This is a genomic window from Lacticaseibacillus sharpeae JCM 1186 = DSM 20505 (genome assembly GCF_001436225.1).
Taxonomy (GTDB): Bacteria; Bacillota; Bacilli; order Lactobacillales; family Lactobacillaceae; genus Lacticaseibacillus; species Lacticaseibacillus sharpeae.
On record NZ_AYYO01000014.1, the window covers coordinates 1 to 26406 of the forward strand.

The following is a 26406-nucleotide window of genomic DNA, read 5'->3' on the forward strand; positions in this document are numbered from 1 at the left end:
TTTTATTTCAGAAGAACTTGGTCACGAGTGGCTAACTTGATTATAAAATCTGCCTTTAAAAATTGTATGTCGTTCTTTGCTAGTTAAGACCAGAAAGGTACCGCATCACCTTATCGTTGTCCTGGTTTTCCAGTTCCTGAATGATATGCAAGTAAGTCTGTTGAGTGGTCGTCATGTTTGAATGACCAAGTCTTCGAGCCACACTTGCAATAGACACGCCGGCAAATAGCAGTAACGAGGCATGTGTGTGCCGCAGTCCGTGAATTGAAATGACTGGAACATTGCACTTACGGCAATGCCGCTCAAGCAGTCCGTTGACTGTTGAATTAAATACGCGGCCATGAACGAAGATAGGGTTATCTTCTGGCAAGCCTTTGACTAACTGGGCAAACTGCATCGTGGTTTGCCAATCGATTTGGACAACGCGCTTTGAAGATTTGTTCTTGGTCGGTTGAAATTTTCCGATAGGGGACTTGTAGTTCCAAGTTTTGCTGATATTTAGTGTCTGGTGGGTGAAGTCGAAATCTTTTGGTGTTACAGCGAGTGCTTCAGCAAAACGTAGACCCGTCTTGGCAATTAACAAAATTAGCCAGTCCCAATTTGGCTCTGATCCTAAGTCTAGGTCGTTCAAAATGGCGTGCAATTCAAACTGACTTAAGAATTTAGTTTTCTTTTCTGCAGGAGATTTACCCTTAATCACGGCCTTACGGGTAGGGTCTCGGTTAACTAAGCCTTCAGCCACCGCGTCCATTATGCACGCCTTGAGCTGGTGGTGAAAATCCATTGTCGTTTGGCGCTCGTGGGTGAGGGCGTATTCGTTGAGCAACGACTGGTAAGATTTCCTGTCGATGTGGTTGAGCGTAAGCGTAGGAACAAGGCCAATTAGCTGTTGTTGGGTGATGTAATATTTGCTCAAAGTTACTTCACGCACGCCGCCCGCTTTGTACAAGTCCACCCAGTCCTTGAAATAAACCTGAAAGAGGGTGTTTGGGGTTGCTGGTTCTTTCATGTTGAGCCTCCTATAATTTTTTGGTGACTAAGATGTCATCACTTGTAGTTTAAAGAGGCAGCAGGGAATAGGGGAGTTTGATTTACGAAAACGGCATTTTTTTATTTTGCTTACGTTGATGAAGAGCGATAGCATCCCCGATAGTACTAAACAAGTTATTAATTTGTTGTTGCTCGGCTACAGAAGGAAGAGCCAGCGAAATTTTAGAGAGTGCAGGAAACTTTAGATTCCATGTATCTGAGGTCAGACCTTGAGAGTGAGTTTGAAATGTCCAAATTAGGCTTGGACGTTTAAAGTTGTAACCAATAAAATCAGCTGTAGCAAGAGGCCCAACTGTCGCAACCGTGTACGCAGGGCTCACAATTCCATTGAATGCAGAAACGCCGCTTGCACCCTGCCACATGCGCATAGAGTTATAGGCAATATCGCCTTTCCTGACAACCTTGTAGTTTGACTTGTTTTGACTTGAGTTGTCCTTTTTGCCGATTTCTGAGAATTTTCTGATTCCATCATGCATTGTGACTGATAGAAGTTCCCCATCTGCTGATCTTTGTGAACGTTCCGATAATACTTCGCCTAACTTACGCTGTTCCCAAGCGTGAGCAAAACTCACGTGCAATGAATAATCATCATCATGCATAATAAAGAATCAATGCGTACGCGGTTTAATGATGCAAACTGTGTAATTTGCATAGTAGTTTCTGAAAAATGCCATATACACGAAATCGTTGTTTCGGAAAGTACCAGCCTTGACCATTCGAAATTTGAAATTCGCTTTATGAGCCTGCTGCATGATACGAGCTGCACATTTCTTAGTGACTCAAAATGAAAATTCAGAATAAATCCAAGCCGTTTATGCCCTACCAATTTTTTCTTTACTGGGTGATAATCAAAGTAATATAAATTAGGTTCATGAAGAATTTTTCCCTACGTCGGTTTGAATTGGTCATATCTGAAGGCCGTGGAACGGTACAAGTCCATTCAGATTTCTCCAAGACCAACAGCTTCAACAAGAAAGGTTAACACATGCCAGAAGCATCAAAGGATTTTCAACTAATTATTACTAACAACTCAGCAAATTCAACTGATCCAAGCTTCACCACCAGTGACTTAACGTTGGGCGACAATTACCAGCCAACGTCTGTTAGGTACGTGCGGGCGAATGGAGAAGAAATTACACGTCGACTGGGAAAAAGCGAGCATAAAATTTCGAACCAGACGCTACCACGGTTACTATGTCAAGTTTTTGAAAACGAATTAGTTAACCTCTCTCCGGATGAAAAAGCGGCTTTCCCGGTGTGCAGATACAAAGCAAACGACGCATTAATCAAAGGAATTTTTACCTCTGTAGATGATTTTAAAGCCTCACGTAATAGTTTAGAGTTTGTAAAATATCACTATGGTAGCAACCAGATGCTGGTCCTATATTCGTGGAGTATATTTTCTACGCTTGCTTTCGTTCAGGAATGTCTGCTACGTTTTGGACAAGAAGGGGACGAAGTTGTGCTCGAATACAAACCGAAAAAGAGAAAGGGCGTTATGACCACGACTTCGAATTCAAATGCACCAGCTACCCATCAGAACATCTATTCTGACATGCTCCTCGAATCCAAGAACGTCATCTTCCGTGGTGCCCCTGGTACAGGTAAGTCCTACCTCGCCAAGCAAATCGCAACAGACATCATCAGCAAGGGTGCTTTCGATGACTACACACAACTTACGGCAGAACAGAAGCAGCAGGTTGAGTTTGTTCAATTTCACCCCAGTTACGACTATGCGGACTTTGTTGAAGGCTTGCGGCCGCGCGTGAACGCGGATGGCTCAATGGGATTTGAATTGCAGGATGGTATTTTTACGCGGTTCGTTAATCGTGCGCAAAAGAATTACGATGATGCACAAAAGTCGGCAGCGACAATTGCCAAAGAGGCCAGTGTTCAGGAGCAGATGGCTGACTATTTCTCTAACCTTGAGCTAGAGGATTACACACCAACAACCGCCCGCGGAACGAAATTCTATATCGAAAGTGTCGACGAAAGGCACATTAACATCGCAATTCCAGATAACAAAGTGGCCAACAAGCTCAGCCTAAACGTTGATGAATTGCGGCAGATGCTTGAATCTGGACAAAAGTTTAGCCAGGTAAAAGATCTCGTCGTATTTTTCGGTAAACGCAATGCGACACAGCAGTACACATACGACTTGGCTCTATTTAACGACATCAAGGCCCAAAGACGGATTCGGACCAAAGTGGCAGTGCAGCGAGTTCCGATGAAGCCGTACGTCTTCATCATCGATGAAATTAATCGCGGCGAAATCTCAAAAATTTTCGGTGAACTCTTTTTCGCCATTGATCCCGGTTATCGTGGAATTGCTGGTGAAGTTTCGACGCAGTATGCGAACATGCACGAAAATCCGGAGAAGAAATTTTCAATTCCAGAAAATGTCTACATTATCGGAACCATGAATGATATTGACCGTTCCGTCGATAGCTTCGACTTTGCCATGCGGCGGCGTTTCCGATTCATTGAAATTAAGGCCAGCGAGCGCCTCGATATGTTGAATGTTTTAGGCGACTCTAAAAAGAACGAAGCAATTCGCCGGATAAGCGCTCTGAACGCAGCGATTTCTAGTGTCGATGAACTCAATGAAAATTACCAGGTGGGAGCGGCATATTTCCTGAAGTTAGCTACAGTTGATTTTGACCAGCTTTGGAATGATTACTTGCAGCCACTCCTTCAGGAATACGTGCGCGGGATCTACGGCGAAGATGAGATAATGGCCAAGTTTGCCCATGCGTATGGTGCCAATGCAGCAGTGGCAGGAGAAATTGATGACGAATCTGAGAATCAAGGATAATACTGTCTATCCGTGGACCCTTTTCCAAGCAGTACCGCAATTGACTGCGGCGCTCACAAATCAATCATTGGCCCAGTTGGTGGCACAGGGACTATTTGTGTTTCCCAATTCCATTAACCAGTCGCCGGACTTGACTGCAGACCAGTTTGTATTGCGTAGTGTTAACCGCAGCTTTCAATCGAGCAATGTGATGGGATTTATTGGTCTGGGTCAAGAGCAACTGGTGATTGGTTCACGGTTTGGCCAGAAGAATGCTGACTATTTTTTGCACTACATGCTCAGCCATGTTTTGGAGTTTCCGAACGTCGTGAATCTGGATGCCGATACTGATGAGTCGCAACACCTATTTGATTTATTGGTTTACGTATTTCCGCAATATCTAAAAGCGGCGTTGCGCAAAGGTGTGTTCAAAACCTACATTCGGCGTGAGTACAACGATGCGAATGTCAAAGGTACAATCGACATTGCGCGACATTTGCAACAAAACACCCCATTTTTGGGTAAAATTGCGTATTCTCAGCGTGAGTTCGTATATGACAATTATCTGATGGAACTAGTCCGGCATACTATTGAGTTCATTAAGCAACGGCAATACGGCCGCGCACTATTAGCTCCGGTGCAGAATGAGGTGGCACAGGTAATTCATACTACTGCTGGCTATGAGCGTTTTGCACGGCGGCAGGTGATAATTAAGAATCAGGACAATCCTGTTCGACATGCATATTATTCTGAATATCGTGTGCTGCAAAGATTATGCCTGATGATTCTGCAGCATCAAAAGCAGCAGTTCGGCAGTGGTAGTAGTCAGCTTCATGGCATTTTGTTTGATGGTGCGTGGTTGTGGGAAGAGTATGTTAACCAGCTGATAGGTAAGTGGTACTTTCACCCGATGAATAAGGGTGGACGTGGGGCACAACAGCTGTTCACCGGCGATACCGGGCAGTTGGGTCTGATTTATCCTGATTTCATTGGCCGTAATGCGCAGAACCGTGTGATTGCCGACACCAAATATAAGCCGGTTGGTAACATTGGCGGTCGTGATTACCTGCAAGTGGTGGCATATATGTTCCGATTTGATGCGCGTACGGCTTTTTATCTCTACCCGGAACAAAGTGAACTTGAAGATACGGTACTGAAGCTCAACCAAGGTATCTCTTATGAGCAAAACGTCTCCCCAAGGACTGATATTCAGTTGATCAAATGCGGCCTGAGCATTCCTCAACGTGCGGCGAACTATGATGATTTTGTTGGCAAAATGCACAAAAATGAGTCTGAGTTCCTGACAAGAATCCAGTGTATGGTACATCAATAGGAATTCAACAAGCAGGAACTTATTTGAGAAAGATGACATCAAACAATAAGGCAACGATATGCATTTATTGCCCAAGCAAAAAAGTTAGCATCATTGGTTAAATGATTAAAAACTTATTTAATTGGAGGCATCCCCATGTTCAATCTAGCAAAAATGTCTACAACCGAAGTTAAGCAGGTCTTTGTCGGCCAAACCGTCCGCATTCAGTTAAGCGATGACACCCTAATTAGGGGTGAGGTTCTGGACATTTTGAGCGGTCTCTTCCCGTGGAAGCCAAGCGACATAATCCTAAAGCAGACGGCACCAACACGCGCCTCGGCCCGCAAAATTCCAGTTGCACGAGTTAAGCTAATGAACACTGTGAATGGAGAGCCCGACACACCTGCGAATATCAACATCGGCGAACTACCTGTAATGACGGTGCAGGAGTTACGTAATCACCTTGTTGGTAACTTGATTGCTGTGCGCACACGCGGTGGCGATGTCTATAAAGGCAGAGTCATCAACATTAATGAATCCAGTGACCCGCAGTCGCCAAAGTACATTAAACTTGACCGAATGAATCCAACCGCAACAGGAGTGCCAGTGACGGGAATTATTGATATTGTTTGGATACATGGTGAGCGAGAAAATGAGATAAATGGCTTGCCTAAAGTGCGACCGACTGACAGCCTGCCCCAAAAAGCTGATTCTGAACTCTATACTCAAGTCGATCAAGGCTTCAACCGTCTCAAGTCTGCCAAGCCACACCCCGAATTACTGCGGTCATTCACCATTCACATCGGCGGGCCGGCACTGAACTTCGAGGAGATCATCACCGTTACTCCGGCCAACAACGAGTTAACGTACACTTTGATTACCCCCGACCGCGAAGAGCACTACCGCATCGTCGACCATACGCTCGCGCTGAAGACGATGCTGCGGCTATCCGAAGTGGACTTCAACCTGGTGCCAATCAACGCTATGGCTTGGAACCTTGACCAGCAGCCTGAGAAGAACGTCCTGCCAGTTATGATTACCCTAACCACAGACAACGGCACAGTTGAGTTCCTGCCAACCGCGTACTTTCGCCTCGGACTGCCGCTTGAATGGGCGAAAGTGGTGCGGTCGTTGCGCAAAGCCTTTAAGCATAACCGCCGCGGCGTGGTGTTTAATCAGTCGGTATTCACGGCTGGTCACTTGCACGGGGAGCTCATTGTGCTTGGCGTGCAGTTTACTGACTTTGGCAAGAAGTACAACTACCTCGCCGACAGCGACATCTACAAGGTCGGCGATTACGTGGACGTACCAGTCGGCCCCGACAATGAACCCAAATCTGTGCTTGTCGTCGACATTCTGTACCCACAATCCGAGTCTCAGCTGCCATTTCCAATCTCCAAAACCAAGCACGTGCTCGGCAAATCGCAGCGCATCTACTAACCCAAGGAGCCACCCATGAACCTAACCCACTACAACAAGGCTCATTGTTGCAAGTTCCGCCGGCACAGCCTCTACAGTGCAGCTCGCTATGCTTTTGACCACGAGTGGCTGGACACATGGGAAAAAGCAGACAAATAAACCGCTTGTGTGCGTTATCTACCCATATGCAGATGTGCATTTTTTGCCCAACCGTTCCCGACCTGAACCAAACAATTCAATCATTGGCATATACCGCAAACGCTTGCAAAAAAGGCTATCCTTTTATATAATCTAAGTGTGGAGGCAGTGCTCCACGCCAATGTATCACCCCTTAAGATTCTTTTGAGCCTTGTGAGTATCTTTGGAGAGTACTCATAGCGAACAAAATGATCATCAAAGTCCGGTTGCGCGTTAGGAAGAGCGTGCAGCCGGACTTTTTGTGTTCACCAATGAATCTCAGTGAAGTACGTCCGCAGCAACTCCGCACCCGCATGCGAATTTCACCCAAAAGTGACGATTATCAGCGAAATATCATAAGCACTTGCTTTTCGTTTGCACAAAATGGAGAATGAGGTGACACCGTTTAGGCGCGGTGTTGTTTTTGGGGGAATTTAATATGCTAATCAACTACTTGGGGAGTATCTTCCTGGTCGTGATTGCGGCAATCGGGTTCATTACCGTTTACACGCAAATCGATTATTCGACCAAACAGAAGGCACGCACGAACCACACGTTGAGTCAGGCGCGGCTGGATTTGCCGCAGACGATATTCGTGTGCCTTGTACTGCTATTACTTAGATATCTCGATTCTGGGGCCCAGGTGTATCTACACTGGGTCCTGATTAATATTCGCGTCATCATCTTGGTGTACGCTAACTTGCTGGCGCCGTCACTGGTGGACTTCATCATCGTGCAGATACTCGGTGTTAGTCTGTTCTACCAAACCATCATGCACCACTGGTGGTTTGCACCGCTCTACATCATCTCGTGTCTCATCGTGTATGGTGCCCGGTGGTACGGACCCAAGCTGGCCAAATTTGGCTCAGCCGTTATTGTGGTGCCGCCAATTATCATCGGGGAACTCTTCTGGTTGGTGACAACGTTGTTCGTTAACGCGCCGGTCGCCATCGGCATCACGCACGCCATCGCCTTCTTTTGGGCGTACCTGGCGCTGCGTAACTTCGACCAGTACCAGCGCAAAGACCAGCAAGTTATCGCGCGCTTGACGCAAGAGGTGCAGTACGATGCGCTAACGCAGGTACGTAACTGGCAGACGTTCCAGAACGACTTCAACGCGCGGTATGCGGAGCGCAAGCGGGGCAACCAGCTGGCCTTGGTCGCGATGGACTTGGACCACTTCAAGGATATCAACGATACCCGCGGGCACTTAATGGGTAATCAGGCGCTGATGATGGTGGGAACGCAAATCAAGGCGCACATTCATGGCTACAGCGAGGACTACCGGTTTTATCGTACTGGTGGCGAAGAGTTTGCGATGATTCTGCCACATACTGACTTGGCGCGGGCCACCGAGATTGTCACCGAATGTGAGGACATGATTCGGCAGATGCCAGTACGTTTCGGCGGGGTGGAGATTAGCATCACCGCCTCCTTTGGTCTGACCATGGTGCGTGATTCAGATTCGAACCCGACGACCGTCTTCAAACGCGCGGACCACTACCTGTACATGAGTAAGCGTGGCGGGCGCAATCAGATTACCGTTGAGGGCGAGAAGCTCGCGCGGTGAGAGCAAAACAAAGCGGCAGGCACGTGACGTAACTGTGCTTGCCGCTTTTTGCATCTATGCGATTGAAATCGTGTCGCGTCCGGATTGCTTCGAGATGTACAACATTTTGTCCGCCCGGCGGAACGTCGCCGTGGCGTCGCGGTCACCCGGCTGCGCTTGGGTGAGCCCGAAGGAGGCGGTCAGGGTTAACGGGCCTTGTCCCGTCTCAATCCGCAAATCACGAATTACCCGCTGACATTCTTCGGTGATGCTCTTGGCGAAAACCTGATCGGTGTGGGGCAGAATGATGGTGAATTCCTCACCGCCAGTGCGGTAGATATGGAAGCTCGGGTCGTGGTCCTGCAGCGCCTTTTCTAGCGCCGTCGCCGTGGCTGTGAGCACCTCATTGCCCACGAGGTGGCCGAACGTGTCGTTAACCTGCTTGAAGTTATCGAGGTCCAGCGCAATCACGCCAAGCTTGGTTTTGTCCTTCGCCTGGCTGTACTCCCGGTTGAAGTCTTCCTGGAACATCAGCCAGTTGCGCACCCCGGTCAGGGCGTCGAACTGCACTTCATGCGTCAACCGCGCCACAATCTGCTGGTCAACCCGTTGCGTCCGGCCGTTGATGAAGAGTAGCGCGAACGCACAGATGAAGCCGATGAAGTTCGTGGCGATAATCTGGAAGGTTGGGTGCCAGCCAAGCCACATGAGGGCCCAGAAGGCAATGTTAACGATGACGGGCGGAATCGCGAAGAGCAGCGGGTTGTCTGGTGACCAGTTGCTACTGTAGTGACTTTCAGTGAAGATGACCAGCCCGGTGACCATGAACAGGAGCCAAGCAAGGATGGTCATGCCGCCCGTCCCGACCAGACTGATGGCGGCGAACACCTTGATGATGGAGAACGTCCAGACACTGTGCACCATAAGGTCGGTGTAGAGCATGAAGATGAGCTGCAGGCTGATCAGCATCCAATACTCATGGATATCGCTCTGGTTGGCCGGAATGTTCAACGCGCGCATGATGAGCATGATGGCGCTAATGCCAATAGTCAGCGGAATTTCCTGTGCGAAGACCCCCAGCAGGTGGTGCTTGCTGGCGTAGCGGTTGCCGATGTTTTCCAGCAGATTAAATAAGACCGCAAAGCCGAGTGCACCCAGGACACTCCAGAATAAGACTTTCAATGTTTCGACGAACATAGCGTTCCTCCCGCATGTTTTGCCGGCGATTTTGTACGCCCGGCAATCAATTGTCTCTAATAGAAGAATAACGTTTAACATAGCGCCATTCAAGGTGTTGAACTAAATTCACATGGCTTTTTAGCGGGGGAATGGATTAAACTAAATAACGGGTGCTTGGGCAAACGCGACAACAATTTAAAATGGCACTTAACCCGGGAAAAATGGCGTAGTGCTTTACACCGCCGCGACTTTCCGCTATAATATCTGTTTGTGGATTCCCACAAAATAAACCCGATATTCCGCTGGCGCTGGAGCGTGGATGAATGTCGACAAAGGAGAAGTACCATGAACTTACTTATTAACGAAATCACCAAGTCCCAGCTGCGCGATGACATTCCAGAATTCCGCGCCGGTGACACCGTCCGTGTTCACGCCAAGATCGTTGAAGGCGAACGCGAACGTATCCAAATCTTCGAAGGTGTTGTTATCAAGCGCCGCGGTACCGGCGTTTCCGCAACTTACACCGTTCGTAAGATGAGTTCAGGTGTCGGTGTTGAACGTACTTTCCCAGTAAACACCCCACGTGTTGAAAAGATTGAAGTTATCCGTTACGGTTCTGTCCGTCGTGCTAAGCTGTACTACCTGCGCGCTCTGCGTGGTAAGGCTGCACGTATCAAGGAAAAGCGTCGTTAAGATACTTTTGAAGGGTCAAGTGAGGCAGTCTAACTGGCTCACTGGCCCTTCTTTTTTTACGCAGGGCAACCTGCGAATGCAAACCACTAATGGGAGGCATTGATGATGGCATCACAACCACAAGCACGCATTGATCGCATTAACGAACTAGCCCGCAAGAAAAAAGCGACGGGCTTAACCGAAGCCGAACTGGCTGAACAGGCACAGTTGCGCAAGGCCTACCTGGCCGATTTTCGCGCCGGGTTCAAGCAGCAAGTCGAAACGACCCAGTTCTTCAACAAGAAGGGCGAGGAGATTACGCCGGACAAGCTGATTAAGCTGCAAAAAGACAAGGGTTGGCGCGAAAAATAGCCAACTTAGGGCTTTGCAAACGTGTCCATTTCAGGCATAATAGGTTTTGGAATTATAAGGAGGATTTTCAACATGGGACTGTTTTTTCTAGGATTAATTATCGGTATTCTTGCCGGTGGGGTAGCCGGGTTCTTCGGTGCCCGCGCATACATGAAGAAGTACTTTGAGGACAACCCTCCTGTTAACGAGGATATGATTCGCACCATGATGATGCAGATGGGTCAGAAGCCTTCACAGAAGAAGCTGAACCAGATGATGGCCCAGATGAAGAATAGCCAGAAGAAGAGCAAGTAGCTTACTGTGAATCAACATTAAGCAACGCTTTTTCTGCGTTACTCGTTCCGTGAAATCCGTTAGCACAAACGTGTTAACGGATTTTTTGTGTCCAAAACGGCCACATTCAGCGCCGCCACCGCGGGATTTTGCCCAAAGCCGGACATTTTTATAAATTGTCCGGTTAAACTTGCACCAGGCCTCTTGCCCAAATATTAACAAAACACTAAGATAGTCTGGTGATTCTAATAATAATGGAGAAAATGAAAGGAAAAAGCGATGGGAATATTTAAAAAGCTTGGTTGGTATTTCCGCCAAGAACGCAAGCGGTACGCCATGGGTGTACTCGCGTTGCTACTCGTTGCGCTCGTTAACCTGATTCCACCTAAGATAATCGGGTCGATGGTCGACGCAATGAATGATCACAGTGTGACCGCACATAAGCTAGTCTTCTGGCTGGCTCTCTTGCTTTTTGCAGGGATTGCCCAATACTTGTTCCGGTTCGCTTGGCGAGTCGCCATCTGGGGTGGGGCGGCACTGCTTGAACGGACACTACGCACGCAATTATTCTGGCACTTCATGAAGATGGACGCCACGTTCTACCAGAAGCACCGGACTGGGGACCTCATGGCGCACGCGACCAACGACCTGAACGCGATTCAAAACGTTGCGGGCGCAGGGGTGCTGACGATGTTTGACTCCCTGATTACCGGGAGCACGACGCTGATTGCGATGATCACGCTGATTGACTGGCGCCTGACCATCGTGGCCATTTTGCCCATGCCGCTCTTGGCACTCATGGCCCGCAAACTGGGGTCCAAGCTGCACGATTCATTCGGTGAATCTCAAGCGGCATTCTCCCGCTTGAACGACAAGACCCAAGAGTCCGTTTCGGGCGTCAAGGTCATCAAGACGTTCGGGCAGGAAAAGGAAGACACGCAGGACTTCAACAACCTGGTGGACCGTGTCATCAAGATTAACCGGCGCGTGAACTTCATCGACTCCCTGTTTGACCCCGTTACCAGTCTGATTATGGGGATGACCTACGTGATTACCATTGTCTATGGTGGTTACCTGGTGCTGAACAATCAGATTACCATTGGCCAACTGGTTTCCTTTGTTTCCTATGTTTCCGCCCTCGTTTGGCCCATGTTTGCCATCGGCCGGTTGTTCAACATCCTGGAACGTGGGAATGCTTCGTACGACCGGGTGGAGAAGCTGCTGGCAGAGAAGAGTACCATCATCGAAGCACCCAAGGCCATCAGTGCTCCGGCGCATGGTGATATTCGCTACGCCGTCGACCAGTTCAGTTACCCGGACGACGACACGAACGCGCTGGTGGACGTGCACTTCACGCTCCGGGCCGGCAAGACGCTCGGGATCGTCGGGAAGGTCGGCGCGGGGAAGAGTACCATTTTCAAACTCCTCTTGCGTGAATTCGACAATTACAAGGGCTTCATCGAATTCGGCGGCCACAACATCAAGGAATACACGCTTGACGGCCTGCTCGATTCCATTGGTTACGTCCCGCAAGATAACTTCCTGTTCTCGACCACCGTTGCCAACAACATTCGCTTCTCTGCGTACAACAAGGAAGCAACGGATGTCGAAAGTGCCGCGCGGGATGCTGCCGTGCACGATGACATCTTGAAGTTCACGGACGGGTACGACACCATGGTCGGCGAACGCGGGGTTAGTCTGTCAGGGGGTCAGAAGCAGCGCCTGGCAATTGCCCGGGCGGTCATCAATGGCCCTGAGCTGCTCATCCTGGACGACGCGCTGTCCGCCGTTGACGCGAAGACAGAAGAAGAGATTCTCGAGAACATGCACCGCGACCGGGCCGACAAGACGACCATCATCGCGGCGCACCGACTCAGCTCCGTCATGCATGCAGACGAAATTCTGGTGCTGGAGAACGGCCGGATTATTGAACGCGGGACCCACGACCAGCTGCTGGCTAACGACGGCTGGTACGCACAGATGTGGGATCTGCAGCAGCTAGAAGACAAGATTGGGGGTGCTCAAGATGGCGAATGAGAATAAATCAGCATGGTCCCAGAGCATTCCGGTCAAGGAACAGGTCCACATCATGGGCCGCCTGATGAAATATGCGCTGCCGTACAAGAAGCAGTTCATCGGCGCAATCGTCGGGGCCGCGGGTTTGGCCGGCATGAACATCTTGCTGCCATTCATCTTGCAGGAGTACATGGACAAGTACCTGCAGAACAAGTCCGCCACCGTCAGCATCATTATCGGTGTCGGCAGTCTTTACGCCTTGGGCACCATCATCAAGGCTTTGTCCCAGTTCGTGCAGTCCTTTGCCTTCCAGATGGGCGCCGAACGCGGGCTGGAAGATGCACGCCGGGCGCTGTTTACCAAGCTCGAAAAGCTGGGGATGCGCTACTTTGACCAGACACCTGCTGGCTCCATCGTGTCCCGGGTCACGAACGATACCGGTGCACTGGCCGACTTCTGGAACGTGTGGCTGACCATCATCGTCGGCCTGTTCTCCATCATCAGTTCCTTCGTTGTGATGCTCAAGTGGGCACCCAAAGTGGCGCTGATGGTGCTGGCATTCCTGCCCATCTTGTTGTTTGCAGTGTGGTACTACAACCACTACTCCAGCAGAGTGTACCGGCACATGCGGGAGAAGCTGTCCGAGCTGAACACGAAGCTTAACGAGTCAATCGAAGGGATTGCCATCATCCAACAGTTCCGCCAAGAAAAGCGCATCAGTGATGAGTTCGAAGCGACCAACGAGGAGTACCTGCGCAGTCGCCGGGCGATGATTCGTACGAACTCGCTGTTGCTGGGTTCCATGATTAACTTGCTGTACAGCCTGGCCCTCGTCGCCGTGCTGGCAGCGTTCGGGCTCATGAGTATGCACAGCTTCGTTGAGGCCGGCATGGTTTACGCCTTCACGACGTACGTCGCGAACTTCTTCAACCCGATGACGAACATGATGGATAACCTCACGTTCCTGCAGGATGGGGTTGTTGCTGGGAGCCGGATGTTCCGGATTCTAGACAACACGGAATACGCGCCGAAGCAAAACGACGGCGCCAGCGAAACCATCACAAACGGGAAGATTGAATTCAAGCACGTTAGCTTTGCCTATGACGGCGTGCACAAGATTCTCAACGACATCAGTTTCGTCGCCAACCCCGGCGAAACGGTCGCCCTGGTTGGCCACACCGGTTCCGGGAAGAGTTCCATCATCAACGTCATGATGCGCTTTTACGAGTTCGGTGAAGGTCAGATCTTGATTGACGACAAGGATATTCGCGATTACCCAATGGCTGAATTGCGCAAAAAGCTGGGGCTGGTGCTGCAAGATTCCTTCATGTTCTACGGCGATGTTGCCAGCAACATTCGCCTGTTCAATGAGGACATCACGGACGAACAAGTGCAGCACGCGGCGGAATTCGTCCAGGCTGACCAGTTCATCGAGAAGTTGCCGAATAAGTACCACGCGAAGGTGATTGAAGGGGGTTCCCAGTTCAGTTCTGGTGAACGCCAACTGATTTCCTTCGCGCGCACCGTGGTTACCGATCCGAAGGTGCTGGTGCTGGATGAAGCAACGGCCAATATCGATACGGAAACCGAAACGCTGATTCAAGACGGGCTGCACAAGCTGCGTCAGGGCCGGACAACCATTGCGATTGCCCACCGCCTGTCCACGATTCGCGACGCCAACCTGATTCTGGTGCTGGACGCCGGGCGCATTGTTGAACGCGGGACCCACGACGAACTGATTGCCCAGCGCGGGCGTTACTATGACATGTATGAATTACAAACTGGTGCCGCAACGTTGAACTAAACGGTAGGTGCAGTTTAAAATGGCGGGGCTCTTTTCCATCAGGGAAAGCGGCCGCGTCGTTTTTTTATTCGTACGCGTAAATCTTTCTGCTAACAAAGTGGCCCAGCGCTTGTTTGCCGCAGCGCGGGCGCCTAAAATGTACCTAAACCGCGACGGATGCGCCGCGGATACATAATTTGCTGGAGGCAATGTGATGACTAAATGGTGGCAAGACGCCGTGGTGTACCAAGTTTATCCGCGGTCATTTCAGGATAGCAACGACGACGGGATTGGTGACCTGAATGGGATTCGCCAGCGCCTGCCGTACATCAAGCAGCTGGGCGTGGACGTCATCTGGCTGAACCCCGTGTACGCCACGCCCAACGACGACAACGGTTACGACATCAGTGACTACCGTGCGATTAACCCAGAGTTCGGGACGATGGCCGACTTTGACGCACTACTGGCTGAGGCGCATACCCTGGGGCTGAAAATTGTAATGGACCTAGTCGTCAACCACACGAGTGATGAACACCACTGGTTCCAGGAAAGCCGCAAGTCGCGCACCAATCCGTACCGTGACTATTACATCTGGCGCGACCCGGTTGACGGACACGCACCGAACGACTGGGAGGGCGGCTTTGGCGGGTCGGCCTGGGAGTTTGACGGCGCGACGGGCCAGTATTACCTGCACCTGTTTTCCAAGAAGCAGCCGGATTTGAACTGGCGCAACCCGGCGCTGCGTGCAGCTGTCTACGCGATGATGCGTTTCTGGCTGGACAAGGGCGTCGACGGCTTCCGTATGGACGTCATCAACTTCATTTCCAAAACCGATGACTTTACGCACGACCACCGTTCACCGATTAACGGCCCGCATGTGAATGAATATTTGCAAGAAATGAACCGGGAAGTTCTCAGCCACTACGACGTGATGACCGTGGGCGAAACGCCGGGCGCCAAACCGGCCAATGCGCTAGAATACGCCGGCCTTAATACCAACGAACTGAACATGGTCTTCACCTTCCAGCACCTCGGCGTTGATCTGGACCCCAAGTTCGGCCGCTGGGTCGTGCACCCATTTTCGCTAGTGCGGCTGAAGCAAATCATGAGTGACTGGCAGACCCAGTTGCACGGGCAGGCGTGGAACTCATTGTACTGGAACAACCACGACCAGCCGCGGGTGGTTTCACGCTTTGGCAATGACAGCCCGCAGTGGCGCGTGCGTGCGGCCAAGATGTTGGGCGCCGTTCTGCACTTTATGGAGGGCACACCGTATGTTTATCAGGGCGAGGAGCTGGGGATGACCAACGCGGCCAACTTCAAGTCGATTGCCGATTACCGCGATATCGAGATTCTGAACGCCTACCAGGAGCTGGTCGTGGACAAGGGTGAACTTACTGCCGAGCAAATGCTGCAAGGGATTCACCATTCGGGCCGTGATAATGCGCGCACGCCTATGCAGTGGGATGACACGCCGAATGCTGGGTTCACGGGGGCATCGGTAACGCCGTGGATTGGCCTGAACGCGAACTATCCGCAGATTAACGCTGCAAGCCAGGTCGACAACCCGGATTCGGTTTTCGCTTTCTACCAGCGCATGAATCAATTGCGCAAACAGTTGCCGGTGGTGGTGTCCGGGACGTACAAACTGCTGCTGCCAGACGACACGCAGGTCTGGACCTACACGCGCACGCTCGGGCAAGTGCAGCTGCTAGTGGTGGCCAACTTTACGGCCGACACATTAACCAGGTCCGAGGCAGCGGGCACGGGCAAGCTGATTCTGACGAACTACGCCGATGACGCGGGCGCGCACTTGCGCGGGTATGAGGTCAAAGTGTACTTGCAGCACAAAGTTAGGACTTCGGACTGAGGAACGCGCCGGGATTTAACGTAAACTAAGGTTAAGAAGTTTAATATTTTCTAAGTCAGCGGGGTCTGGGTGATTACCGCGTTAGGGATGGAGGAAATTATGTTCGCATTATTCGCTGAGATCACGCTGCGGTTCACCGCGCTGGGCGTGCTCGTGTTTCTCGCTGGGATTATCAGTCTGGCGGTGTCGGGTCACAAAAAACGGGCGGGCTGGGACCTGGGAGTGTTTGTCCTCATCGCCCTGCTGTGCTACGGCTGGATTTACATTACCCTGCCGGAACCAAGCATGTCCTACACGGTGACTAGCAACCTGATTGCGCTGGTAGTTGCGGCGCTCATTCAGGCGGGATTTGCGGTGAACGCCGTCATCCCCAAGGTCAACATCGAGGCCGGCAAGCTCAAGGTGCACCGCAAAGACGTCTCGCCTGACCGCAAGATGGGCGCCAGCAAGTTCGGTAAGCTCGCCGGTTGGGGCTTCACGGCATTGATTATCGCGTTTGCCGTGTTTGCTTTCCTGAACGTTTCGGAGGCTAAGAAGGTGGCGAACCTGGCACCGGTCTCTAGTGACAACAGTACCGCCAACGCGCCAATGCCCGTTGTTTCGGGCAAGAACAAGGAAGTGCCGGTCGTGAACACACCGGCGACTGTGCTCACGCAGATTAACAACTCGCTGAGCAACATTCCAAACGCCAACGTGTACGATGTCAGTCACGTTCGCGTGCAGATTTACCACAACAAGATGACCTACGTGGCGCCGATTGACTTCGACGGCAGCTTCTTCCGCTTCATGCGCTACAAGAAGGTCGACGGCTACTTCACCGTTGACGCCACCAGCAAGACGGCCCAGCCGAAGTTCGTCAAGAAGAGTATGTACTACACGCCCGCCGCGTTCTTCGGCAAAGACGTGCGGCGGCTGATGTACGCCCACTCCGCGATGAGTGGTTACGTGCTGATGAACAACACGCCCCAACTGGAAGTGGACGAACAGGGCACCCCGTACTACGTGGCGACCCTCGTGCACCGCTATGGCGTGACCAGTCGGCAAGACTTCCGCAAGAAGGCCATCGTGACCATCAATGCGGAAACCGGGCAGGCGCATGTGTACAAGAACTTAAACAACAAGCCTAAGTGGCTGGACGTAGCACTTGACCCAACCACCGCGGCCGCCCAAGTTGATGCCTGGGCCCGCGAACGTAACGGTTGGTGGAACGCCAATGGGGTCGGCGGTGCACGCAACGGTGTGATGGTTGCCGTAACTGGCTCTGGGACCGAAGCCGATAACGATGAAGTGACGCCGGTGCAGTATGGCGACCAGATTTACTACCTGGAAGCCCTGACCTCGGCGCGTTCCAGCCAGACATCCGTGATGGGTTATGCCTTCACCGATGCAGCGACGGGGAAGAGTTACTATTACCGCGAAAACAAGGACGCGATGACCCCAGACCGGGCGCAAAAGCTCGCTAAGGACATGATGAAGCAGACGGGCTGGAAGCCGAAGATGCCGATGCTCTACCGGATTGACGGCCGGCCAACCTGGGTTGTCTCCATGCTCGATTCCAGTCACGCATTCCGGTCTTACGTGTACCTGCTAGCCTCCGGTAACGGGACGCAGGACACCGTGGCCACTGGTAGTGACGCGACGGACACGCTGGCGAAATACCGGGCACTGTTTGGCGCCACCACCGCCAGCGGTTCCGGCGCGGGTAAGCTGCGCAAAGTTAGCGGCCAAGTGCTACGCGTGAGCCAAAACGGCGATACGGTCAGTTTCCTGCTTCAAGGCAAGCGGGTTGTGTACGCGGTTAGCGCCAAGGCCGATCCATTTGCCCCATTCATGCAGGCTGGTGACCAGGTTAGCTTCAAGGCGCGGGTTAGCGGCACGACCGGGAACATCACGGGCCAAGTCACTAACAGCGCACTGGCTGCGACCAAGAAGGACGCAAAGTAATGTTAGGCGGTTGGGATAACCTACGCTAATGTGCAGTGAACATCGCCGTTAACCGTTAAAATTGACCTGGGTCATTGAGTTCTGTGACAATATGGCATAAGCTAATGGAAACGGATTACTAGAAAGCGAAGTGGCTTTGATTGAAGATTATTAATGGGTTACGCAAAAACTTGCTGAGTATTCTCACCATCATTGCGTTTTTCTGGTGGATTACGGCGAATGATTACACATCACCACTCGCATTCTACACATTTGCGGTCCTGTACGCAGGCTATTACGTTGATTGGGCGCGGCGGAATCCGGTCGTGCCGAAAAAGCGGGCCAAGCAGCGGATTCAATTCGACATTGTGCTCGTAATCTTGATGATTGCCTCAATTGCCATGGGCGATTCAGATGTGCTGGCCATTGCCGGTGGGGTCATCTTTGTCATCGGGATTCTTGGTGCAGATTTCTGGTTGTACCGGAAGGCCAAGAAGAACGTCGGCGCAGAGGCCAAGAAGTAAGGTAAACAAAAACTGGTTAGGGCAAATGTCCTAACCAGTTTTTTAATGTGCTTATTTAGCGGAATGTCGGTACCCATACGCGAAGTAGACAATTAGTCCGAACGCGAACCAGATACCGCTCATCATCCAGGTTTCTACGCTCAGCTGCGTCATGAAGATGAGGCAGAAGATGAAGGAAAGGATGGGCACTACTGGGTAACCGGGCACTTTGAAGCCTTGGTTGTCGATGTCCTTGTGCCGGCGAAGGGGAATAATGCCGATGGAAACGAACGCGAAGGCAATCAGGGTCCCGATGTTCACCAGGTTCACGAGTTGATCCAGCGGGATGAAGCCACCCATGATGGCGATGATAATGGTGACCGTCCAGAGGGAATGCTCAGGCAGTCCGTTCGTGACGTGTCCGAACCAGTTGGGCAGCAGTCCGTCGCGGCCGATGGCGTAAACGAGCCGGCTGGAACTGTAAATCATCGTCAGCATCATCGTGAACATCCCCGCCAGTGCCCCGATGGCAATCACGCCGGCAAGCTGAGGCTGGTGAATCATGTCGAGGGCAAACGATACCGGGTTCGCCACGTCGAGCTTGGTGTAGCTGACCAGCCCCGTGAGGACGATGGCCACGGCGACGTAGAGAATGGTCGCAATAATCAAGGTGCCGATAATCCCGCGCGGCAACGTCTTCTGCGGTTTAACCACTTCAGGCGCGCTGGCAGATACGGCGTCAAAGCCCAGGTAGGCGAAGAACACGGTCGCGGCTCCGGCGAGGACCCCCTTCAGGCCAAAGGGGGTGAAGGGGTGCCAGTTCATCGGTTTGATGAAGAACAGGCCTACAACCACAAACAGAATAATAATGGCAATTTTGACCAAAACCATCACCCGGGAAACGACCATGGAAGTGCGCATCCCGCGGCTGAGGAGAATGCCGATGACCAGCACCACGAGCACCGCCACGAGGTTCACGTACGTGCCCTGGGCGGGGTTGAACGCGCCGCTTAAGGCCTTGGGGATGTGCAAACCAAAGCCGCTGATTAGGCTGGCGAAGTAGCCGGAGAAACCAGTCGAAACGGCCGCAACCGCCAGCATGTATTCAAGGATCAGTGCCCAGCCGATAATCCAGCCGACGATCTGCCCGAACACGATGTTCCCGTACGCGTACGCTGAGCCCGCAACGGGCAGGGCCGAGGAGAATTCCGCGTAGCACATGGCAGCCAGACTGCAGACAATCGCAGCCAGGATGAAGGATACCGAAATGCCGGGGCCAGCAGTGGTCGCCGCCACAGTGCCGGGCAGGATGAAAATCCCGGTCCCGATAACTGCACCGATCCCCAGCGCAATGAGGTCGCGCGTTTTCAGACTGCGAATGAGTTGGTGATCCGCGTTCGTGGCCGCTTTAACGTCCGCCTTGGCGAAGATACGTTTCCAAAAAGACATGATTTGCTCCTTATCAATGAGACGATACAAACTATTTTATTTTGCCACAAGAACCCGCCGGCGTAAAGCTGAGCAATCAGAATAAAAAAACGGCACCCGCACATTTGCCGTGCGGGTGCCGCAATATTCCATATATTACCGCCGCTTGATGCGCTGCAAGCGCATGCTGCGGGTCTTGCCCAAAACGAGGGGTACGTATTCTTCCACCACGTCCGCGTACTCGAGGCCAAACCAGCGTGCCGGCGTCACCGTGTGCTTTTGTAGCCAAATGCGGGCCTGAATGATGGCCTTATCGAACGCACTAATCGCGGTTTCAGAAGACAATTCTTCCCGGACGAAGACGAACGACCAGTCGCCGACTTCCCGGCCCGGGTCAGTCGTGTACTTCTGCGGTTGGCGCTTGATGGTGCCAGCCGCCATTAGGTCGCCCACGATTTGGCGCAAGAAGATGTTCACCTTCTGCTCCATGCGGAAACCAAGGTAGAGCTGCACGTTCACCATGTAATCCGTGCCGAACGTGTCAGTGGTGTATTCGGCCGTGTAGGGTTCGTCCGTGACGTTAACGGTGACGAACCAGTAAACGTCTGCGCGCTTGGGCCGCTTGTCCAAAATCGAGTAGAGCAGCGATTTTTTCACGAAGCGTTCGTCTTGGATTTCAGTGAGGTAAACCAGGTTGTCGGCGTACAGCGGGTGCTCCTTATCCGTGTGCAGTGCATCCAGCTGGTTTTTGTATGCTGGCAGCGCCACGCGCGTATTGGTGTAGGCGTACTGATCGCGCAGGCGGCCACCAACTAACCAGATGTACATCGTGACCAAAATGACGAGTGCAATCAGCACGGTCACGTACCCACCGTGGAAGAACTTCGCCGCCGAGGCCGCGAAGAAGACAACTTCGATGGCCCCGAAGAAGAGGAATATGAGGCCGGCGACAAGTGTCGGTACCTTGCGCATGCGCAGGTACGCGTGCAGCAGAATCGTAGTCATCAGCATCGTCACCGTGATGGCAAGTCCGTATGCGGCTTCCATGTGGGCACTGGTGCGGAAGTAGAAGACGATAGCGACACAGACCAGCCACATAATCGTGTTGATTGCGGGGATGTACAGCTGCCCCTTGAACTTGGTGGGGTAAATAATGTGGAGGCGCGGCAGGAACCGCAGCTTGATGGCTTCGGCAACTAGCGTGTAGGACCCACTAATCAGCGCCTGACTGGCAATAATCGCCGCCAGCGTGGACAACAGGATGCCGAACAGGTGCAGGGATGCGGGCAAACTATCGAAGAACGGGTTGAGCTCCGCCGTTTTGGCCAGCGCCGCGTTGCCCGCGTTCTCCTGGAGCCACACTGCCTGGCCGCAGTAACTCAAGAAGAGGGCGAGGTTGACGAATGGCCAGGTGAGGTAAATGTTCGGGCGGCCGACGTGGCCCATGTCTGAGTAGAGGGCCTCGGCCCCGGTTGTCGCCAGGAAAATCGAACCGAGGATGAAGATGCCCATCTTGTTGGCGGGTGACAGCAGCAGTTCAACCGCGTAGTAGGGGTTGAGCGCCGCCAGCATCGACCAGTCGCGGCTAAGCCCGATGAGGCCCATGACCCCGAGGAAGACAAACCAGACTGTCATAACCGGCCCGAAGCCTTTACCAATCAGTTCTGTCCCGAAGCGCTGGATGAAGAACAAGACGGTGATGATGGCCACGGTGACCAGAATCACTTGGGCTTGGGAGTTAATCCAGACGTGATTGGCAATCGTCAGCCCGTGCAGACCTTCAATCGCAGTGGTCACCGTCACGGCGGGCGTGAGCATCCCGTCGGCCAGCAGCGCCGCGCCCCCAATCAGCGCGGGGTAGACGAGCCACTTAGCGTGTTTGCGCACCAACGTGTACAGGGCGAAAATCCCACCTTCGCCGTTGTTATCGGCGCGCAAGGCGATAATCACGTACTTGAGCGTGGTGATGATGGCCAGGGTCCAAAACACGAGGGATACGACTCCCACCAAGAAGTCGTGGGTCATGCTACCCAGGCCGCCATTGCCGGCGACAATCGACTTCATTACGTAGAGCGGGCTGGTCCCGATGTCCCCGTACACAACGCCGAGGGTTACGAGCAATCCCGCGATGGTTAATTTTTGTTTTTTGGTTTGCGGCTTAGCGTTAAGCTTCGTCATGGCATTTCCTCACTTTATGAACGCAGGCGGCGTTCGTGATCAAATATTAACAATTTAATATTAGTGTAAGCGATTGGCCGCAGGGGTGCAAACCAACCAGGCGGATTGCAGCGCGATAGTAAAACTCACGGTACTTCACGAGGAAGTTACCGGGAGTTATGGCTGCGGTTAGACCTTACCGCTATTTTTTTCCTGCTCGTACTTAGTCGTGTCCGGCACGTACTTGAAGTCCGGATCAATCTCGTAATCCAGCTGGGTGAACGCATCTTCCATTAACTTGTTGACCTGCTCGAACAGCTCATCGTTAAGTTTGCCGGCCGGCACGGTGATGGGTGCGCCGAACCGAATCGTCATGCGCTTGCGCAGGAACAGTTGCCCGAACTTGAGCGGGCCCTGGTACACGGCGGGGATGATGGGTACCTTCGCCATCTTGGCAATCATGGTTGCCCCGCCCTTCATCTCGCTGGAATAGCGGGAGCCGGTGGGGAACATGATAAGGGACAGCTCACCCTTACGCAGAATCTTCACGGGCGTCTTGATGGCACTCGGGCCAGGGTGGGCGCGGTCAACGGGAAAACCGTTGGCATGGCCGATAATCCAGCCTATAATTGGATTGTGAAAAGTTTCGGCTTTGGCCATGAACGCGAACTTCCGTGGGGACGCGGCGAGCGCGAAGACGATGGGGTCCCACCAAGTACGGTGCGGACCAACGAGCACGTACGGGCCATCAGGAAGAACTTCTTTATTTTCATAATGTGTGTTACCGTTGAACAGCCACACAAGGAACCGGAGCAAACCCCGGGCAAAAGAGTAAAACATCAATTCGCCTCATTTCAGTTGCACTTATGCATAGAATTATAGCATAGGCGGAGGCGTTACGAACGGAGGATTAAACTTGCAACTAGCAGATGACGAACGAATTGACCAACTGCAAACGCAGGGAATTCAGATTATTCAGAGCAGCAATGTGTTCGCATTCTCGCTCGATGCCGTGCTACTAGCGAATTTTGCCGAGGTGGGCAAGCACAGTCGCGTGGTTGATCTGGCTGCCGGCAACGGCGCGGTGGGACTGTTCGTGGCCCGCAAAACGGACCAAGACGTTACACTTGTCGAGCTTCAACCCCGGCTCGCGGACATGGCTAGACGCAGTGTTGAGCTGAATAATCTGCAAGGGCGCGTCAATGTGCTCAACATTGACCTCGCCGACACGTGGGCGCACGTCGCTAAGGACAGTGCCGACGTGGTCACGTGCAACCCGCCGTACTTCAAGGTGCGGCCGGGGGATGTGCAAAACCCCAACGAAGCCTTGGCCTTGGCGCGTCACGAGCTGACCACGAACTTTGATACCGTCGCCCGCATCACCAGCGGGCTGCTTAAAACAGGCGGTAAGGCGTTCTTCGTGCACCGGCCCGACCGGCTCGAAGAATTGCTACAGACACTAGTCGAGCATGACCTGGCGCCCAAACGCATTCGCTTCGTGCACCCCAAGGCGGACCGTGAAGCCAACATGGTGCTGATTGAGACGCGGCGCAGTGGTAAGCCAGATGGCATCCGCATCCTGCCGCCGGTCATCGTCTACGGGGAAGATGGCGAGTACACCCCAGAAGTGGCGGCGTTAATCCATGACTGAAACAACTTCTTCCTATTATTTTTACGTCTTATTGTGTGCAGACGGCACGTTTTATGGTGGGTATTCGCCCGACCTCACCGCGCGCATCGCTGCGCACAATGCGGGCAAGGGGGCCAAGTACACGAAGCCGCGTTTGCCCGTTAAGTTACTGTATGGTGAAGAGTTCGATAATAAACACGACGCGTTATCGGCTGAATGGCACTTTAAACATCAACCGCGCGCGCAAAAAGAGGCATTTTTACGCGCACACGGTATTGCGTGGTAAAAAGCATTCATGTATAATGGCTGAGTGTGTGAAACGCACAACATACATTGGCGACGGATTGTAGAATCGGTGCTCGCGAGAGTCTTTCCGCAAGATGAAGTCGTCGAGAAGAAAAAAACCATATTATGGAGGATTTATCATGTCTGTATTGAGCATGAAACAGTTGCTTGAAGCTGGTGTCCACTTCGGTCACCAAACCCGTCGTTGGAACCCTAAGATGAAGCCATTCATCTTCACCGAACGTAACGGTATCTACATCATTGACCTTCAGAAGACCGTCAAGATGATCGACGATGCTTACAACTTCGTGAAGGATGTTGCTTCTGACAACGGTGTATTCCTGTTTGTTGGGACGAAGAAGCAGGCTCAGGACGCGATTGCTGAAGAAGCAACCCGTGCTGGCCAGTACTTCATCAACCACCGTTGGCTCGGTGGTACCTTGACCAACTGGAACACCATCCAGACCCGGATCAAGCGTCTTAAGGACATCAAGAAGATGGCTGAAGACGGCACGTTCGATGTACTTCCTAAGAAGGAAGTTGCTCTGCTCAAGAAGCAGCAGGAAAAGCTGACCAAGTTCCTTGGCGGTATCGAAGACATGCCTCGCATCCCAGATGTTCTCTTCATCGTTGACCCACGTAAGGAACGGATTGCCGTTCAGGAAGCTCACAAGCTGAACATTCCTATCGTTGCGATGGTCGACACCAACACCGACCCAGACGACATCGACGTTATCATTCCTTCTAACGACGACGCAATCCGCGCCGTTCGCCTGATCACCGCGAAGATGGCTGACGCTATCATCGAAGGCCGTCAGGGTGAAGACCAGGCTGAAGACCAGCAGGCTGCTGCTCCTAAGTCTGACTCCATGGAAGACGTCGTTGAAGCTGTTGAAGGCGACAACGCTCAGTAATTAAATAAGCTGTCTGGGCCTGGTGCTCCGGGCAGCTTTTTTATTGCACAGCTCGACTATGAACCAATTGTAATTATCGACGCTGCTGATGCAGAATCGTAAAAACATTTCGTATTAATAGGAGGATTGCCAAGTTATGGCTACCATTACCGCAAAACAAGTTAAGGAACTCCGTGACAAGACCCAGGCCGGCATGATGGACGCTAAGAAGGCGCTCGTTCAGGCTGACGGGGACATGGATAAGGCAATTGACGTTCTTCGCGAACGCGGCATCATCAAGGCTGCCAAGAAGAGCGGCAACATCGCTGCTGAAGGTCTCGCTCAGATTGCAACTGATGGCAACACTGCTGCTATCGTTGAAGTTAACGCTGAAACCGACTTTGTTGCTTCTAACGACAAGTTCCAGAACTTCGTTAACGCTGTAGCTGCTAAGATTGCTGCTGGCAAGCCAGCCGACCTTGAAGCTGCACTTGCCCTCGACCTCGACGGCGAAACCATCGACCAGGCTGCTAAGTCGCTCACCGCTGTTATCGGTGAAAAGATTTCTGTTCGCCGCTTTGCACTTGCAACCAAGGAAGACGATGGTGTCTTCGGTGCATACCTGCACAACGGTGGTCAGATTGCCGTTCTCGTTACGCTTAAGGGCGGCGACGAGGAAACTGCTAAGGACATTGCAATGCACATCGCTGCAATCAACCCGCAGTACCTGAACCGCGATGAAGTTCCAGCTGCTGACCTTGAACACGAAAAGGCCGTTGTTACTGCTGAAACCCTCAAGGAAGGCAAGCCAGAAAAGATCGTGCCACGCATCGTCGAAGGCCGGATCAACAAGTGGCTCTCCGAAATCTCACTGCTGGACCAGGAATTCGTTAAGGACTCCGACAAGACCGTTGGCGAATACGCTGCAAGCAAGGGCGCTACCGTTACCGGCTTCGAACGTTTCGCTGTCGGCGAAGGGATCGAAAAGAAGTCCAACGACTTTGCTAGCGAAGTTGCTGAACAGATGGGTAACTAATCTAACCCGAAAAAATGAGAGTGGGACGCGTTCCCGCTCTATTTTTTTGGCCTAGCTGTGGCGCTTATGGTAAAATAGTACCAGC

General features: G+C 52.2%; 22 protein-coding genes. 16 read left to right on the forward strand and 6 right to left on the reverse strand.

All coding sequences use genetic code 11. The features are described from left to right. Positions 1 to 79: 79 nt before the first annotated feature. Complete coding sequence (locus FC18_RS04205) at positions 80 to 1009, reverse strand: site-specific integrase (RefSeq protein WP_054678238.1); 930 nt, start codon at positions 1007 to 1009, stop codon at positions 80 to 82. 82 nt (positions 1010 to 1091) lie between these two features. Continuing rightward, a complete protein-coding gene (locus tag FC18_RS04210) occupies positions 1092 to 1649 on the reverse strand; it encodes a restriction endonuclease subunit S (RefSeq protein WP_082404001.1) in 558 nt (185 codons plus the stop codon). 386 nt (positions 1650 to 2035) lie between these two features. On the opposite strand from FC18_RS04210, the gene FC18_RS04215 reads away from it, so the two are divergent. The 4 genes from FC18_RS04215 to FC18_RS04230 all read left to right on the forward strand — a co-directional run bounded on the left by FC18_RS04215 (position 2036) and on the right by FC18_RS04230 (position 8322). Further along, a complete protein-coding gene (locus FC18_RS04215) occupies positions 2036 to 3865 on the forward strand; it encodes an AAA family ATPase (protein WP_054678234.1) in 1830 nt (609 codons plus the stop codon). Continuing rightward, positions 3840 to 5177, forward strand: a complete 1338-nt coding sequence (locus FC18_RS04220; protein WP_054678232.1) for an McrC family protein — start codon at positions 3840 to 3842, stop codon at positions 5175 to 5177. The genes FC18_RS04215 and FC18_RS04220 overlap by 26 nt, the downstream gene beginning before the upstream one ends. Before the next feature lie 135 nt (positions 5178 to 5312). Continuing rightward, positions 5313 to 6596 carry a hypothetical protein gene (locus FC18_RS04225; RefSeq protein WP_054678228.1) on the forward strand — a complete coding sequence of 428 codons (1284 nt, stop codon included), beginning with the start codon at positions 5313 to 5315 and terminating at the stop codon, positions 6594 to 6596. A 595-nt stretch (positions 6597 to 7191) separates the two neighbouring features. Further along, the gene (locus FC18_RS04230; protein ID WP_054678226.1) at positions 7192 to 8322 is read left to right on the forward strand and encodes a GGDEF domain-containing protein; all 1131 of its coding nucleotides are present in this window, start codon (positions 7192 to 7194) and stop codon (positions 8320 to 8322) included. Between the two features lie 54 nt (positions 8323 to 8376). Here the strand turns inward: FC18_RS04230 and FC18_RS04235 are convergent, their stop codons facing one another. Next, positions 8377 to 9498 carry a GGDEF domain-containing protein gene (locus tag FC18_RS04235; RefSeq protein WP_054678224.1) on the reverse strand — a complete coding sequence of 374 codons (1122 nt, stop codon included), beginning with the start codon at positions 9496 to 9498 and terminating at the stop codon, positions 8377 to 8379. A 327-nt stretch (positions 9499 to 9825) separates the two neighbouring features. On the opposite strand from FC18_RS04235, the gene rplS reads away from it, so the two are divergent. The 8 genes from rplS (at position 9826) to FC18_RS04275 (ending at position 18913) form a co-directional block, all read left to right on the forward strand. Further along, positions 9826 to 10173: a 50S ribosomal protein L19 gene (gene rplS / locus FC18_RS04240; RefSeq protein WP_054678222.1), complete on the forward strand. Its 348-nt coding sequence runs from the start codon at positions 9826 to 9828 to the stop codon at positions 10171 to 10173. 105 nt (positions 10174 to 10278) lie between these two features. Next, positions 10279 to 10524 carry a DUF896 domain-containing protein gene (locus FC18_RS04245; RefSeq protein WP_056975537.1) on the forward strand — a complete coding sequence of 82 codons (246 nt, stop codon included), beginning with the start codon at positions 10279 to 10281 and terminating at the stop codon, positions 10522 to 10524. 72 nt (positions 10525 to 10596) lie between these two features. Then, the gene (locus FC18_RS04250) at positions 10597 to 10818 is read left to right on the forward strand and encodes a YneF family protein (protein ID WP_054678219.1); all 222 of its coding nucleotides are present in this window, start codon (positions 10597 to 10599) and stop codon (positions 10816 to 10818) included. 258 nt (positions 10819 to 11076) lie between these two features. Further along, positions 11077 to 12834, forward strand: coding sequence for an ABC transporter ATP-binding protein (locus tag FC18_RS04255; RefSeq protein ID WP_054678217.1), 1758 nt, complete (start codon positions 11077 to 11079; stop codon positions 12832 to 12834). Beyond that, complete coding sequence (locus tag FC18_RS04260) at positions 12824 to 14617, forward strand: ABC transporter ATP-binding protein (protein WP_054678216.1); 1794 nt, start codon at positions 12824 to 12826, stop codon at positions 14615 to 14617. Before FC18_RS04255 ends, FC18_RS04260 begins: the two co-directional genes overlap by 11 nt. Positions 14618 to 14810: 193 nt before the next feature. Then, complete coding sequence (locus FC18_RS04265; RefSeq protein ID WP_056975539.1) at positions 14811 to 16466, forward strand: glycoside hydrolase family 13 protein; 1656 nt, start codon at positions 14811 to 14813, stop codon at positions 16464 to 16466. Between the two features lie 99 nt (positions 16467 to 16565). Continuing rightward, positions 16566 to 18410, forward strand: coding sequence for a hypothetical protein (locus tag FC18_RS04270; RefSeq protein WP_056975541.1), 1845 nt, complete (start codon positions 16566 to 16568; stop codon positions 18408 to 18410). Between the two features lie 140 nt (positions 18411 to 18550). Next, positions 18551 to 18913: a hypothetical protein gene (locus FC18_RS04275; protein ID WP_054678206.1), complete on the forward strand. Its 363-nt coding sequence runs from the start codon at positions 18551 to 18553 to the stop codon at positions 18911 to 18913. A 51-nt stretch (positions 18914 to 18964) separates the two neighbouring features. Here the strand turns inward: FC18_RS04275 and FC18_RS04280 are convergent, their stop codons facing one another. From FC18_RS04280 to FC18_RS04290, 3 genes are all read right to left on the reverse strand, one after another. Further along, the gene (locus FC18_RS04280) at positions 18965 to 20341 is read right to left on the reverse strand and encodes an APC family permease (RefSeq protein WP_056975542.1); all 1377 of its coding nucleotides are present in this window, start codon (positions 20339 to 20341) and stop codon (positions 18965 to 18967) included. Positions 20342 to 20476: 135 nt separating this feature from the next. Next, a complete protein-coding gene (locus tag FC18_RS04285) occupies positions 20477 to 22498 on the reverse strand; it encodes a KUP/HAK/KT family potassium transporter (RefSeq protein ID WP_054678204.1) in 2022 nt (673 codons plus the stop codon). Between the two features lie 168 nt (positions 22499 to 22666). Then, complete coding sequence (locus FC18_RS04290) at positions 22667 to 23317, reverse strand: lysophospholipid acyltransferase family protein (RefSeq protein ID WP_054678203.1); 651 nt, start codon at positions 23315 to 23317, stop codon at positions 22667 to 22669. A 76-nt stretch (positions 23318 to 23393) separates the two neighbouring features. Here FC18_RS04290 and FC18_RS04295 point away from each other — a divergent pair, with 76 nt between their 5' ends. The 4 genes from FC18_RS04295 (at position 23394) to tsf (ending at position 26321) form a co-directional block, all read left to right on the forward strand. Continuing rightward, entirely contained in the window at positions 23394 to 24128 is a 735-nt protein-coding gene (locus FC18_RS04295) for a tRNA1(Val) (adenine(37)-N6)-methyltransferase (protein WP_054678201.1), read from the forward strand. Further along, positions 24121 to 24393, forward strand: coding sequence for a GIY-YIG nuclease family protein (locus tag FC18_RS04300; protein WP_054678199.1), 273 nt, complete (start codon positions 24121 to 24123; stop codon positions 24391 to 24393). Before FC18_RS04295 ends, FC18_RS04300 begins: the two co-directional genes overlap by 8 nt. Before the next feature lie 139 nt (positions 24394 to 24532). Further along, positions 24533 to 25306 (forward strand): 30S ribosomal protein S2, encoded by a 774-nt coding sequence (rpsB, locus tag FC18_RS04305; RefSeq protein WP_054678197.1) that lies wholly within the window; start codon positions 24533 to 24535, stop codon positions 25304 to 25306. 136 nt (positions 25307 to 25442) lie between these two features. After that, positions 25443 to 26321 carry a translation elongation factor Ts gene (gene tsf / locus FC18_RS04310; RefSeq protein WP_054678195.1) on the forward strand — a complete coding sequence of 293 codons (879 nt, stop codon included), beginning with the start codon at positions 25443 to 25445 and terminating at the stop codon, positions 26319 to 26321. Positions 26322 to 26406: the final 85 nt, after the last annotated feature.

Excerpts from the sequence above, each read along its gene's own strand:
- FC18_RS04205 (WP_054678238.1), bottom strand. The coding sequence starts at position 1,009 with ATGAAAGAACCAGCAACCCCAAACACCCTCTTTCAGGTTTATTTCAAG.
- FC18_RS04210 (WP_082404001.1), bottom strand. The coding sequence starts at position 1,649 with ATGCATGATGATGATTATTCATTGCACGTGAGTTTTGCTCACGCTTGG.
- FC18_RS04215 (WP_054678234.1), top strand. The coding sequence starts at position 2,036 with ATGCCAGAAGCATCAAAGGATTTTCAACTAATTATTACTAACAACTCA.
- FC18_RS04220 (WP_054678232.1), top strand. The coding sequence starts at position 3,840 with ATGACGAATCTGAGAATCAAGGATAATACTGTCTATCCGTGGACCCTT.
- FC18_RS04225 (WP_054678228.1), top strand. The coding sequence starts at position 5,313 with ATGTTCAATCTAGCAAAAATGTCTACAACCGAAGTTAAGCAGGTCTTT.
- FC18_RS04230 (WP_054678226.1), top strand. The coding sequence starts at position 7,192 with ATGCTAATCAACTACTTGGGGAGTATCTTCCTGGTCGTGATTGCGGCA.
- FC18_RS04235 (WP_054678224.1), bottom strand. The coding sequence starts at position 9,498 with ATGTTCGTCGAAACATTGAAAGTCTTATTCTGGAGTGTCCTGGGTGCA.
- rplS (WP_054678222.1), top strand. The coding sequence starts at position 9,826 with ATGAACTTACTTATTAACGAAATCACCAAGTCCCAGCTGCGCGATGAC.
- FC18_RS04245 (WP_056975537.1), top strand. The coding sequence starts at position 10,279 with ATGGCATCACAACCACAAGCACGCATTGATCGCATTAACGAACTAGCC.
- FC18_RS04250 (WP_054678219.1), top strand. The coding sequence starts at position 10,597 with ATGGGACTGTTTTTTCTAGGATTAATTATCGGTATTCTTGCCGGTGGG.
- FC18_RS04255 (WP_054678217.1), top strand. The coding sequence starts at position 11,077 with ATGGGAATATTTAAAAAGCTTGGTTGGTATTTCCGCCAAGAACGCAAG.
- FC18_RS04260 (WP_054678216.1), top strand. The coding sequence starts at position 12,824 with ATGGCGAATGAGAATAAATCAGCATGGTCCCAGAGCATTCCGGTCAAG.
- FC18_RS04265 (WP_056975539.1), top strand. The coding sequence starts at position 14,811 with ATGACTAAATGGTGGCAAGACGCCGTGGTGTACCAAGTTTATCCGCGG.
- FC18_RS04270 (WP_056975541.1), top strand. The coding sequence starts at position 16,566 with ATGTTCGCATTATTCGCTGAGATCACGCTGCGGTTCACCGCGCTGGGC.
- FC18_RS04280 (WP_056975542.1), bottom strand. The coding sequence starts at position 20,341 with ATGTCTTTTTGGAAACGTATCTTCGCCAAGGCGGACGTTAAAGCGGCC.
- FC18_RS04285 (WP_054678204.1), bottom strand. The coding sequence starts at position 22,498 with ATGACGAAGCTTAACGCTAAGCCGCAAACCAAAAAACAAAAATTAACC.
- FC18_RS04290 (WP_054678203.1), bottom strand. The coding sequence starts at position 23,317 with ATGTTTTACTCTTTTGCCCGGGGTTTGCTCCGGTTCCTTGTGTGGCTG.
- FC18_RS04300 (WP_054678199.1), top strand. The coding sequence starts at position 24,121 with ATGACTGAAACAACTTCTTCCTATTATTTTTACGTCTTATTGTGTGCA.
- rpsB (WP_054678197.1), top strand. The coding sequence starts at position 24,533 with ATGTCTGTATTGAGCATGAAACAGTTGCTTGAAGCTGGTGTCCACTTC.
- tsf (WP_054678195.1), top strand. The coding sequence starts at position 25,443 with ATGGCTACCATTACCGCAAAACAAGTTAAGGAACTCCGTGACAAGACC.